The following is a 12,039-nucleotide window of genomic DNA, read 5'->3' on the forward strand; positions in this document are numbered from 1 at the left end:
TTTCCCGAGAATTTTTCCGCTTCGATATACCGTGCTGGCATGGCACTTTGGGCAGTCGGGCTTTGCTTCCATGGGCTCCTCCTGTTGGAGGGAGATAACATATTTACATCATATTGTTAATACTCTCCCCCTGAGAAACAGCCCCCTCAGATCCGGCACGCTTCCGCCCACAAGCGCAAACAGTTCCGGGTAGGCTGTCTGCGACACGGTTTGTCCGTTACATTCCAACCAGTTATCCATATCGTCAGGGTTGGTTGCAACGGGCCATGCGACGATGGTTCCCACAGGGACGCCGCCCCCTGCATTTTTGGCAACCACGGCGACCGTCGTGGGATTGAAAGCGGTAGCATCCGCGCCTGTGGCAAGCGGCGGGGTAAATGTCAGTTGAAAAACAAACAGGAGAAAGAAAGACAAAAAAAATTGGTTCATTCGCATACTTTTTCCTTCGGTGGAGGATTTTTCACTTCTCCGCCAGTATCTTTTTCACATGCCCGAACACGGTTCGCGCATAGATCCGCCCGCGTTCGGGGTTTTTGTGCAGCGGCGTGTGGTAGGAGGCCACGGCTTTCCAGTTCAGCCCGTGCCGGCGGATCTCCTGCGCCAGAATCCATACGCCGATCCGGACGTTGGTGGCCGGGTCCAGCACCTGTTCCAGCGGCCAGTGGTATTTTCTGATCCAGTAGGCATTGACCTGCATGATCCCCACATCGAAGGAGCGGCCACTGTGCAGGGCGGCCCGCGCCAGGCGCAGGGCCTTTTCCCTGGAGTCCGGCCGCACGTCCCGCCCGGCGAGATTCAGTATCCAGGGCCGGCAGCCGGACTCTGTGCGGGCAATGGCCAGCGCCAGGGCTTTCGGCACCTGATAGCGGGCGCACGGCGCGTCAAAGAGATGCTCCACGGCCTGCTGACGTTCCCGCAAGGTGTTGGCATGAGCTGGCGCGCAACAGCAAAGGAGCGCCAGAAACACTATCATTCCTGCTTCGCGCATGTGGTGAACACCATGATCCTGGCGTAATTGTCCGTCGGATAAATCCAGCCGTCCGCGTCTCCCAACTTTTTGTTTGGGGTCTGCACACGCAGATGCACCTGCCATTCGGTATCGGATACGGACGTCGCCCAGGTCTGGAGTGAAGTCAGTGGCGGCGCTTGCGGCCCGGCCTCGGCAAGGGACGGCGCGGTATAAATGGCTGGCACCGTGCCTGTGGACGGCGCGCAAACGGGCTTGGGGATGCGCTGACCGTTGACGGCCACGGCAGCACTTTTGAACAGCGCGGAGTTGCCGGAATCCCCGATGATCTCCAGGGAGTGATTGCGGCAGATGTAGAGGCCGTGCACACGATCCAGAAAGACGCGGCCCTGATCCTCGTCGGCGGTACAGGCTTCCGTACTGATCGCCCGCTCCGTAAACCGGAGTTCGCCCACGCCGGTAATGGCGTGATCCGTCATGTCCAGATTCGTTTGCATGGCGTTAAGATCCGGGTTGCCCGGCACGGCCACGCGGTAGAGAAAATCCTGCCCCAGCGCCGAAGCGTCGTAGGTGGACAGCGCGCCCAAATGCCCCGCGCCGGGCGAGGCAAGACCCAGGGAGGCGAAGCTGACGGCCCAGCCGCCGCCGGCTCCGTGCAGTGTCTCGGCGCTTTGGCCGGGAACATCGCCTGTGGGCACATACCCGCCGGATCCGCCCAGCAGCGCGGCGGTGTACGGAATCACCACATTGGCAAACCGGCTTCCCGCGTCCACGCCGCGTCCGCCTGTGGTCAGCACCACGCCCTGAAGCTGGCCCGTTTCGGGCTGGCGCACATGGATCTGGTATTCCTGCCCCCAGATGTTGCGCCGGCTGAACCCTTCATACAAAAAGCCCTCGTTGATCAGCGTCTCGATGCTCACGCCCGGCCCGGATGTGGCGCTCGTCTGAGACAGCAACGTGTCCTGATGCCGGGCGACGTAGCCGCCCGCCGCCCGCGTCACCTGCCGTAAATGATCAGCCGCAAGCCGTTGCTGTGTGGCCGTGTTGCCCTGTTCCCACAGGGAAACCATGCCGGGGATCATCAGGATGGTGATGATCAGCGCGCCGATGGCGTTGAGAATGGTCATGCCGCCTCCTTACGCTTCCGTTACGCTGATGACGGATCCGTTCGGCACAAAGGCCGGAACCGGCACCGGATGCCGTACTGCCGGGACAATCCGGCCCTGATCGGCCAGACCCACGGCCAGGCTCTCCCGGAAAAGCTGGCGCACGGCTTCCGCCTCGTGCGGTGACGCGGAGCCGTACACGTAGCAGTAGCCGCCCTGAACACGGGCGTGCCAGGGGCGAAGCGCGCGCCAGCTTGCGGGGAGGTCGAGGGAGGCGAGCGGGATCTCGCCGGAAACCCCCTTGTTGGCCCGCACAAAGGAAAAGACGGCCTGCCGGTATATGGCGTAATTCATGGCCGTGATACGGGCTTCCTCCGCCGAGAAATCCGCCGGGCGCTGCAACAGGGCCATGACGCCCAGCAGAAGCACAAGGACAGCAAGGGCTTTCATTTACCGCGCCGTGTAGGTGATGGTGTTGGTGTCGCCGCAGGCGTTGGTGACGGCTGTGGCGTCGGAGGGATCGATCTCCCCGCCGTTCACGCTGATTCCGGCCCAGGCGTCCGCCTGGAAGCGCGCCAGTTGCGTGCAGTCCGTCTGCGGGATATTCGTCAGTTCAATGGCGAATGTGCCGGTGCTGGTGTCGGAGGTCAGCGTGATGTCGCCGCCCCACGGGTTGCGCAACGCATCGCCCTTGATGAAGGCATCCGGCACGATGCCGGCCTTGATCGCGACGTCGTTGTCCAGCCCGTCGTAATTCGTTCCGGCAAAGAACTGTTGCGTCTGCATCCGCAGAATGATCAGGTTTTCCTCCATATTGGCCACGTTGCTTTTGGAGAACGCGGCATAGATACCTCCCGCGGCCGACGCCAGAACAATCAGACCAATGAGAATGCCGCCGAGAGCGCCGAGAATGTGTCCCATATTACATGCCTCCAAGCTGGAGTTGTGTTTCAAACGTGCCCGCGACCAGTGAAATCAGGATCAACTGGCCGATGATGAGCAGGTTGACGATGACGCCGATTTGTTGGGCGTAGCCCCTGATTCGTTCCACGCCGTCCTCAAGCCAGGTGTCCGCAATTTCCGCCATGCGCTCCTGAAAGCCCGGCATCCGCGCGTACACGCGCAGATCGTCCACGATCTCCCGGCTGGGAAAGCCCATGCCGGAGTCGCGCAACGCCGTGCCGAAGTCCTCTCCGTGTCGGCTGTGCCGCAGAATCGCGGCCACGATTTCCCGCAGGTACGGCGTGGACGCCGTTTCCGTCATGCGGGAAAGGATCTGCGCAAGCTGATGCCCCGCCTGCATCCGGGTGGCAATGGTGTACAGCCAGACCGTGCCCACAGTGAGTCGGTAGATGGACCAGGGGATCACCCTGTCCGCCAGACGACGGAACCGGCCGGTCCACAGGGGGAAGGAGATCAGCACGGCGATCAGTCCCAGCCCCAGCCCCACGCCGCAGGCGGCCCCGGCCCAGGAACCGATGAACGATGACAGCGCATGGAGCACGCGGGCGGGGCCGGTCCAGTGCGCGGGGTCTGACACCAGCGCCAGTTGCGGCATGACGTGCAGGGCGATGATCACCATCATGGCCATGCACGCCAGAAACAGCAGACAGGGAGCCGTCAGGTTGGCCGCAAGGCATGTGCGCATGGCGCTTTTGGCTTTCAGCACCCTGATCGCCAGCCCCAGCCCTTCCGCCAGCCTGCCGGACGCCTGCGCGGAGGAAATGAGCATGACTTCCTCCGGCGTGGCCAGCCCTTCCAGGGCCACATCCAGCGTGCGGCCGTCGCCAAGCGTGGTCAGAATGTGCGCGTACACCTCTTCCAGCGGCGAGCGGCTTTCCCGCGCATGGCGCTGGAGGAGCTGGAGACTTTCCTCAAGTCGCATCCTGTTGCGCAACTGGGTCTGGAGCTTTTTCCAGACCCGTATCCGCTCGCGCGCGCCGAAAAAGAGCAGCGCCAGCAGCCGGACCGTGCGCGAGGGGCGCGACGGGCGCGAAAGCGCGTTCACAGCCATGTCTGGCCTCCGGGCTTACGGTTGTGGGGAGCGTCAGCATCGGAGTCGATCGGCATGGAAAGCTGATCCTCGGCGGTGACGGGATCGATGACGCCGGCGGCCAGCAGATGACGGGCGTGTTCCAGATAGCTCATGCCGTGCAGCTCGTCGCGCCAGTAGGCGCGCGCCTCGCGCAATTCGCCCCCTCTCAGCAGACCGAGCATGGTTGGATCGATGGCCGCAACTTCGGCCACCACGGTCTGGCGGAACAAACCGGGCTGGCCGACAGCCCTGCATTGTTCGCAGCCCTCCATGTTGCGCAGAAACAGGCCGTCGTGACGCGCGTCGCCGTAGATCAGGTCATGCGGCAGGCAGCGTTCCAGCCGGGCGGCAAGGTCTTTCGAGATCGCCTGCCGGTTTTCCCGCAAGGGCTTGCGGCAGTGCGGGCAGAGCTTGGCGATCAGCCGCTGATACTCGACGCCGGAAAGCACGGTGGGATCGCAGAGCGTGCGCATGGGTTCGGCCATGTGCCCGCGCAGCATGACTTCAAGGCGCGTGAGAATCCCAAAGGCGTCGCTGGCGTGGATGGTGGCCCATACCGCATGGCCGGATTGCGCCACTTCAATGGCGGCCAGGGCCGCATCCGCATAGCGGATTTCACCGATCATAATCGTGTCGGCGTCGTCGCGGTTCGTGCCGGCAATGGCCAGGGTATAGGCGGACAGACCGCCGGCGCGCTGCTGATCCTGTTTGGAGTTGACGCGGATCTGGTGCATCCCCTGAATCGGCTTTTCCGGTGGATCTTCCACGGAGATGAAGTTGTCGCCGGGCCGTTCCTGAATCAGTGCCTCCATCATGTGCGCCAGGGCCGTGGACTTGCCGGAGCCGGTGCAGCCGGAGATGAGCGTCATGCCGTTCCTGCTGGCAAGATCGCGAAAGAGCCTGGTTTGCGCCCGCGCCTGACGCGTGCGGCCGTGCCGATCCGTCAGGGTCACGTCCCCATCGGTAAAACCGAGCTTGGCAAGGCGCTCTTCCAGTGTCCCGGACGCGCCGCTGGTGTCGTAAATCAGCCGCAATGGCATGAAGGTGCCCACGCCGTTTTCCGCGCCCGCGCATTCAATGGGTTCACAGTGGATGCGCACCGAATGCACGCCGCGCGGCAGGTAGTCCTTGTTGGCGATGCGGCCGTCAAGCTGTGAAATCACATCAAATGTGGGCGAATCCTGCGAAGACCCCAAATGCTCGTAAATGGCGCGGATCATCCGCCGGCCGGTTCCGCCGTCCAGTTCCATGTCGTCGCGCAACATGCCGAGGATGCGAAAGCGCGTCCGGCAGAAAGTGCCCATGTCCACGATATGAATATCCGTCGCGCCCTGGTTGTAGGCGCGGGCGATCAGATCAATGGCCATTTGCTGAATGTCGGTGTCGCCCAGGCCGGAACGCGAGGCGTAGCGGGCATAGTCCTCGTCAAACCTGCCCGGCGGAACAAAAAGGCTCTCCCTGATCCCCTGATCGCGCAGATCCATGACCAGGTTGACGATCTCCAGTTTGCCACGCTGTTCATCGGAAATGTACAGCGTCCCGTCCTTCACGGCGACGCGGGAACGCAGATCATCCGGCAATGCGCGAAGCTGTTTCATGGCTTACTCCTTGAACGGCACGACGCGCGTGGACGATCCCGTGCGGATCAGCACGCTGTCTCTGGTCACGGAGAGCACGCCGCCGCCAAAGCGCCGGCCGTGCGCCACTGTCACCACTTCCCCGCTCGACGTGCGGATGGTGGCCGACAGCCTGCCCGCCACGCCCTGCACCGAGAGCACCACCGGCCCGGAAGGTTTGAGCAACGGTTTGGTCTCTTGCGTTTTTCCGACAGGCGGTTCCAGGGGCGGCAGCACGATTCCCGGCGCGGGCGCGACGGCACTGCGGGCTTCCTTGAGTTTCTGTTCCAGTTCCGCAATCTTGACCTGCTGTTCCAGCAAATGTTTCTGACCGCGCATCCGCGCCAGATCGCCCAGACGGGTTTCCGAATTGTTGAGCGCCGCGCGAACCTGTTCACCAGGCTTTGCCTTGTCCTGTTCAGCGGACATCGCCTGTTTGGCGGGCGTTGGCGTCGCGTGCGACTTCAGCGTGGAAGGCATGGCGGCGGCAGGCGCTGTTGCCGGCTTCAGGGTGGGAGGCGTGGCTTTGCTCTGCATTGCCGAAATCGCGGGCCGGCCCTGCTGCTGCACGAGGAAAAAGCCTCCCGTGGTCGCCGCGCAGACCACGATGCAGCCCCCCAGTGCGAGCAACGCTTTCCTTTTAGTGAACGGCATAAATCTTCCCCTTCACGGACCAGCTTCCGTCGTAGTCAATGGATTCAATCGTCAGCCCCGGCACTTCAGCCAGCATTGCGAACAGGCCGCCCTCGCCTTCTCCCATCAGCAGATCCGGAACCTCGCCGAGCGACCATGATCCCACATGCCAGGGAGCCGTCACAGCCACCTTGTCAATGGTTTTGCGGGCTTGCGCCGCAAAGCGCAGTTCCAGTTTTGTCCCGGTATCCTGAGCGATTTGCGAGAGAAGGCCGGACGCGGCATCCTGGCGCACCAGCATATTGTGGTCGGTTCCCGGCCCGTCCGGGCGTTTGGCGCGTTGCGCCAGCGGCGGCAGCGGACGGGTGGAATGGGCAAGCTTGGAATTTTTCGCGTCCAGCCGGCCGTTGTCCGGCAGATGGATGAAATCCCCGCCCGCCTCGTGCCGCCATTCCAGGGCAAGCTCCCTGCCGGAGCAGACAACCTTGCCCAAATCCCAGCCGTTTGACGCCAGAGGCAGATCCATGAGCGCGGGCAGGCACTGCCGGGCCGTGTCCGTCGCCGACGGCGCTGCCTGCCAGGCCATGTCAAAAAAACTTTCCGGGCGTTCCCTGAGATCTTTCTGGCGCTGGATTTTGGCCAGTTGCGCCTGTCTGGCGGCCTCGTATTCCGCGCGCCTGATGTGGTGGTTCAATCCAATGGCCGTTCCGGCAATGCAGACCGTCACCCCAAGAACCACTGCCGCGCGCAGCAGGGCCGTGCCCGAAAACGTCTGGTGGAGGTTGAGCAGCCGCCCCCTGTCCCGCACCCACAGATCCGCCGTGGACAGGCGGCAACGCTCGGAGAGCCAGGCCGCGCCAGCTTCCGCCGAGTCCAGGCGCACAGGCGCAATGCCGGAAACGCGCTCCAGCAGGGCGCAGGCTTCCAGCGCGGCCGCTTCCGAGCCAAACACCTGATCTCCCTTTTTGGGGAAAAAGCCGTCCATGCGGCAATGCACCCACCAGATCGGTTCTGGCGTTACAAGGGGAAAGACCCCCAGAAAGGACGCCGGCACGTCCAGGCAGGTCGCCAGGGAGCGCGCCTTGCGCCAGTCCTTCCAGATGCCGCCGGACGCGCCAAAGCCTTCCTGTCCCTTTGGGGTTCCGACGTGGGTCGGGTGGTAGCGGGCCATCACGTCCAGTTCCGGGCCGCCATGTTCCAGGGCGTGCTCCAGCAGCACCTTGCGGTTGACCGCGAAATGGTGAAGAGGCGGCGTCCACAACAGGCCAATGGCCCAGGGACGGTTGTTCAGGATGATCCGTTGCATCTCAGTCCTCGCTCCCGCCGCCGGCGGCTTCCACCTCAATGGTGATCACCAGCAGGGTTTTGGCGTACCCGGCCCTGCGCCCGCTGTTGAGCAGACCGAGCGCGTTGGCGAGCTTGTGCGTCTGATCCTGAAAACCGGCCAGCACCAGCGTCTGGCCCATCTGCATGGAGGATCGCTGACTGAACGCCCGCGTGCTGGTTTTGGGCAGTTGGATGGTCAGATCGTTGGCGGCGTACTCGTTCAGTTCGTCCAGTGTGGAGAGGTTGATATTGTACTGGAGCAGCACGCGCCGGCGGTCCAGAATGTGCGGAATCACGGTCATGGCAAAGCCCGTGGTCACTTCTCCGGGCGTGACTTCCGTGGTCTGGCCGTAGTCGGTGGAGCTGGTGGACGATCCCGCGATGTAGTTGATGCGCTGAATGGCCTGTGCCGGCAGCGGCTGGTTCGAGAGCACCAGACCGCCGGATTGCGTCACCTGCGTGGCGTGGCCCCACTGTCTGAGCGCCTTGAGCACGCCCGTGGAATCCTTCAGCTTGCCGGAAACAATGGTGGCCGACGCCGTGCCCGCGCCGCCCAGGGCCGACAGGCTGCCAGCCACAACGGAAACGTCGTCATTGGCGAACAGCACCTGAAAGTTCAGCCCCGCCTCGTTGTCGTCCGTCACTTCCAACGCCCAGACATGAACCGTGAGCGCCACCTGACGCGACAGACGTTTGTTCGTGTCCGCGATGTACGCGGCAACCTGCCGGACATTCTGCACCCGATCCCGGACAGTAAGCGTGCCGGCCGCCTGATTGCCGACCACGCTCCCCTCTGGAGAGAGCAGCGCCTTGACCGCCTTTTCCGTATCCGCCCAGACATCGAACGTGTATCGTGTGGTGTTCGACTGCGCCGTCTGGCTGGATGTGTCCGCCGTGGCCACAGTCTGATTGATGTTGGAACCGCCGATGCTGGATCGGGAGTTGTCCTTGCTCTCGTTGGTGATCTGTTCCGTATAGCTCTTTTCGCCGGGCATCCCCAGGAGCGTGAACGTGCGCACCGTCAGCCGGGAAAAGACAACCGTATCCGTTCCCGAATCAAAGTCCCAGCCATACCCCGATGCTATGGCGATGTGATCCAGCAGGCCACGGAACGATCCTTCATAGGATACAGCGAGTATGGGGCCGCCTGAAGCCAGCGTCGGCAAGGCGTTTTCACCTGGCTGGCCCTGTTGTTGGGTGTTGCTCTGACCGATGGAAGGCAGGGGGGCGGGGTCGGCGCTTACCTGAACTGTTAACGGCGTCAGCTTTGAGACAGTGGCGGCAATGCCGGCCAGCGTGCCGTGTGTGCGCAGGGTGACTGGCGTATCGAACGCCGCGTGCGCGTGCGTATCCACGCGGATGGGCACGGCCTTGACCCCCATATAGGGATCTGTCACCACCTCCACGGCCTTGGATTGCGAAATGGTGGTGAATGCGTCGCCTTTGGCTTCAATGGCCTGCCGATCCGGCGCTGTGTGGGCGCAGCCGAACAGGATGACGCCAAGAAGAAGGAAGGCGGCAGCGCGAAAAAGACGGTTATTGTGCATCCTCATGCTCCCACCTTCAGTGTTCCGACACTTCCATGACCTGGTTGCCCTGGTAGATGGTCACGCGCAGCGCCAGACCATTGGCTTGAAGCGCCGCAAAAAGGGTTTTCACCGCGTCGATGAACTCGCCCTGGAATGTGGCCGAGCCGCGTAACTCATAGTCGTTTTGTGCGTTCCATATGAGGTTGTAGTTTGCACTGGCCGCCCAGTCCGTCATTTGCTCACGCAACATCCGGCCCTTGCCGACCTCCCAGCGAGGCGCGCTCGCCGGTTCGGTCGACGATACAGCGGGAGAGACGGGAGTGTGCGGCGGCCTTTCCGAAACGGCGGGCCGGGCAGGGGCACAGCCGCACGCAAGCAGGCAATACAAGCAAACAGTTGCGATTTTCATCAAATCACCCTGAAACCGTCTTGTGCTGGCTCTGGCGCTGTAGTTGTTCTGTTGAGGAAGTCCCTCATACGTCCCCCTACAGAATCCCTGCCTGTTCCACACAGGCAAGAATCTGATTCCAGTAGTGCCGCAGGCGCGATCGAACCATGCAAGGCGTGGAACTTCCGTTGATCCCCGCCCCAAAGCTCAGATGTTTGGCGAATAATTCTTCCAGATCCTTGCCGATGAGCGTTTTGCTCCCGTCCGGCAGGCGGATCACCGCGTAGACGTGTGAAGCATATTCCCGGTACGTCTTGAATTCCTCAAACGGTTTGTCGTCTATGGCAATCTCCCCGAAGTAGGGATTCAGCCAGACAACAATCGGCGATGCGGGAAATGCTGTGGCCAATCCGGACAAACCCTTGAGCGTGTCCGCAAGGGCCAGCCCGCCGGTGATGACAGTGTGAAAAAAGACCAGATGTCCCTGTTCTTCCAGTAACTGCAAAATGTCGTTTTCAAGCAGGTACGCGCTCAGAGCGATGGAGGATGACGCCCCGTTGTCCACAATGACGTGCGATTCCTGAGGTGCGCAGAGCAGAGCATCAAACAAGGCATCAAAGTTTCGGGAGTCAATGTTCCCGTCATTCATGAGTTGAACAGGTGTTGCATTGATCTCGCGGAAAGACGTAAGCGTCGAATTGATGGGATCTGCATCATAGGCCGAAACCTCTTTTCCGAAATGGCGCAGGGCCTGGCACAGCATGATCCCAATCATGCTTTTTCCCACGCCGCCCTTGCCTTGTAAAATAAAATGAATAGTAGCCATATCTTTTTCTCCTTGAAGTCAAAAATTGTTTTCCAAAAGGATTTTTCCACAGATGAAACATCCCCAATTTTGGGCCTGTCCATTCAGGAACAGAGTGGAAACAGTTCACCGGACACGAAAGTGAAAAAACGTCACTCATTGGAAGGATGTTGGCCTGAGGCCGTCATACTTCGGAATAATCAGCGGTTTTTATTCGTTTGGAAACGATATAGTTTTCAATTACTGATCGCTCATAAAGGATACGCCTGCCAAACATATTGTATGATGGGCCAATACCTTCAGAACGCCAGTCGGCAAGCATTTTTTTGTGGATGCCAAACTCATGTTCAACGTCTTTTGGTGAAAGCAGCTTTTTGCATTGATAATTTGTATCATCAAATTTTCTTTCACTATCCACTTCCCTTAGAGCTTCAATGAGCAAATGAAGCAATTCTTCGGGCGTTGTTACAATAACAACATTTTTTTCAGAGAGCATATCAAACTCCTATGTCGGGAATGAAATCAGATGAAAAGCCGTAATATTTTGCAACAAGTTCATTCATGCTGTGGCAATCATTTTGTTCCAGCATTTTTTCTCTGTGGCGAAGCACGCCACTATAACTTATGCAAATTAATTCGGCAATTTCTGTGGTGGTTTTCCCTTTCAAAATGAGTTTAAAAATCTCCCTCCCTCGTGGAGTAAGAACAAGCCGGGATGTCCTTTTTGGCATATCAGCTATAATTGCCCACATAAGTTCGATGCTTCCATTCACATCGCACAACTGTCTGATGGTTGCCTGATGCCTATAAACAGTTGCGCATTTAATGGATAGTATGCGGGCAATTTCTTTTGGGACGTTTGCCCATCACCATCAGCGTGACGATTTGTTTCTGCCGTCTTGAAAGTTTGCTCATGGCTTACAACCTCCATAAAAGTAGTTTGGGCTATAAGCTGTAGCATGGTGGCTTTTCTGGCGGCAGTGGTAGAATTATGCAAATGACAAAATATTTTCTCAGATGGTTTTCCCGCTGAAATGCCTATGTTGAGGAGCTCTCTTCCATTTTAAGGATAGGGTACCCGAGGCGAGGGGGGCAACACATCAGAATATCCAGCAATATGGCCTGAGCGCAGTCATTTTTCAGAAGAAGGCCAAGTGGATGCTGAACAGGCAAATGATGAGTAATGCCCCCTGAACCAAGATGGCATCGCTTTTTCCCTTCGCCTCCTGATACGCAGCGTGATTTTCCCGATCCGCCTCCGCCCATTCCGCAAGGATTTCCTCTGTGGCCTTGCGGATTTTTTCCGGCGCTCCGAAGGAGAGATTTCGGCAGACGTGAACCAAAGCATCGGGAAAGACATTCAGGAAACCGCGCAGCAATTCCACGGAATCCCGTTACCGGTTGATGCCCCGGAAAGTGAGCGGTTCCCGGTTCAGTTCTCCCGGAGTTCCCCGCAGGGTCAGACCGTATTTTCCCAACCCCTTGTTGCTTCGGGCGGCGGAATTGATGACCTCTAAATGTTCGGGAAACTCAGCCGCAATAGTGACGAGTTCGATCCAGCCGTCCGCGCTGTCCAGGTCAGCTTCCCCGCAAACAAGCGCATCGTTTTCGTGCGGCTGATGGGCTTTGAACAC

At 60.0% G+C, this 12,039-nt stretch carries 16 protein-coding genes; all 16 read right to left on the reverse strand.

Annotated features, from left to right (window positions below):
* Window positions 1-108: 108 nt before the first annotated feature.
* The 16 genes from G7Y52_RS06015 to G7Y52_RS06090 all read right to left on the reverse strand — a co-directional run bounded on the left by G7Y52_RS06015 (window position 109) and on the right by G7Y52_RS06090 (window position 12,039).
* Entirely contained in the window at window positions 109-429 is a 321-nt protein-coding gene (locus tag G7Y52_RS06015; protein ID WP_206215210.1) for a phage tail protein, read from the reverse strand.
* Between the two features lie 31 nt (window positions 430-460).
* Entirely contained in the window at window positions 461-973 is a 513-nt protein-coding gene (locus G7Y52_RS06020; protein WP_165067812.1) for a lytic transglycosylase domain-containing protein, read from the reverse strand.
* Complete coding sequence (gene pilV / locus G7Y52_RS06025) at window positions 970-2,094, reverse strand: shufflon system plasmid conjugative transfer pilus tip adhesin PilV (protein WP_165067833.1); 1,125 nt, start codon at window positions 2,092-2,094, stop codon at window positions 970-972. The genes G7Y52_RS06020 and pilV overlap by 4 nt, the downstream gene beginning before the upstream one ends.
* Before the next feature lie 9 nt (window positions 2,095-2,103).
* Window positions 2,104-2,523: a type IV pilus biogenesis protein PilM gene (gene pilM / locus G7Y52_RS06030; protein ID WP_165067839.1), complete on the reverse strand. Its 420-nt coding sequence runs from the start codon at window positions 2,521-2,523 to the stop codon at window positions 2,104-2,106.
* The gene (locus G7Y52_RS06035; RefSeq protein ID WP_165067844.1) at window positions 2,524-2,994 is read right to left on the reverse strand and encodes a type 4 pilus major pilin; all 471 of its coding nucleotides are present in this window, start codon (window positions 2,992-2,994) and stop codon (window positions 2,524-2,526) included.
* Window position 2,995: 1 nt separating this feature from the next.
* Window positions 2,996-4,087 carry a type II secretion system F family protein gene (locus G7Y52_RS06040; protein ID WP_165067849.1) on the reverse strand — a complete coding sequence of 364 codons (1,092 nt, stop codon included), beginning with the start codon at window positions 4,085-4,087 and terminating at the stop codon, window positions 2,996-2,998.
* Entirely contained in the window at window positions 4,078-5,706 is a 1,629-nt protein-coding gene (locus tag G7Y52_RS06045; protein ID WP_165067870.1) for an ATPase, T2SS/T4P/T4SS family, read from the reverse strand. Before G7Y52_RS06045 ends, G7Y52_RS06040 begins: the two co-directional genes overlap by 10 nt.
* Before the next feature lie 3 nt (window positions 5,707-5,709).
* On the reverse strand, window positions 5,710-6,378 hold the full coding sequence (gene pilP / locus G7Y52_RS06050; RefSeq protein ID WP_165067873.1) for a type IV pilus biogenesis protein PilP: 669 nt from the start codon (window positions 6,376-6,378) through the stop codon (window positions 5,710-5,712).
* On the reverse strand, window positions 6,365-7,663 hold the full coding sequence (pilO2, locus tag G7Y52_RS06055) for a type 4b pilus protein PilO2 (protein ID WP_165067894.1): 1,299 nt from the start codon (window positions 7,661-7,663) through the stop codon (window positions 6,365-6,367). The genes pilP and pilO2 overlap by 14 nt, the downstream gene beginning before the upstream one ends.
* 1 nt (window position 7,664) lies before the next feature.
* A complete protein-coding gene (locus tag G7Y52_RS06060) occupies window positions 7,665-9,236 on the reverse strand; it encodes a pilus assembly protein (RefSeq protein ID WP_241159616.1) in 1,572 nt (523 codons plus the stop codon).
* A gap of 10 nt (window positions 9,237-9,246) precedes the next feature.
* Window positions 9,247-9,621 carry a toxin co-regulated pilus biosynthesis Q family protein gene (locus G7Y52_RS06065; protein ID WP_165067897.1) on the reverse strand — a complete coding sequence of 125 codons (375 nt, stop codon included), beginning with the start codon at window positions 9,619-9,621 and terminating at the stop codon, window positions 9,247-9,249.
* Window positions 9,622-9,697: 76 nt separating this feature from the next.
* Window positions 9,698-10,426, reverse strand: coding sequence for a conjugal transfer protein TraL (locus G7Y52_RS06070; protein ID WP_165067900.1), 729 nt, complete (start codon window positions 10,424-10,426; stop codon window positions 9,698-9,700).
* A 163-nt stretch (window positions 10,427-10,589) separates the two neighbouring features.
* Window positions 10,590-10,901 (reverse strand): helix-turn-helix domain-containing protein, encoded by a 312-nt coding sequence (locus tag G7Y52_RS06075; protein ID WP_165067904.1) that lies wholly within the window; start codon window positions 10,899-10,901, stop codon window positions 10,590-10,592.
* A gap of 1 nt (window position 10,902) precedes the next feature.
* The gene (locus G7Y52_RS06080) at window positions 10,903-11,178 is read right to left on the reverse strand and encodes a LuxR C-terminal-related transcriptional regulator (protein ID WP_206215211.1); all 276 of its coding nucleotides are present in this window, start codon (window positions 11,176-11,178) and stop codon (window positions 10,903-10,905) included.
* Between the two features lie 366 nt (window positions 11,179-11,544).
* Complete coding sequence (locus G7Y52_RS06085) at window positions 11,545-11,790, reverse strand: hypothetical protein (protein ID WP_165067911.1); 246 nt, start codon at window positions 11,788-11,790, stop codon at window positions 11,545-11,547.
* Between the two features lie 9 nt (window positions 11,791-11,799).
* Window positions 11,800-12,039 (reverse strand): hypothetical protein, encoded by a 240-nt coding sequence (locus tag G7Y52_RS06090; protein WP_165067918.1) that lies wholly within the window; start codon window positions 12,037-12,039, stop codon window positions 11,800-11,802.

The organism is Desulfovibrio sp. ZJ200, assembly GCF_011039095.1.
Lineage (GTDB): Bacteria > Desulfobacterota > Desulfovibrionia > Desulfovibrionales > Desulfovibrionaceae > Desulfovibrio.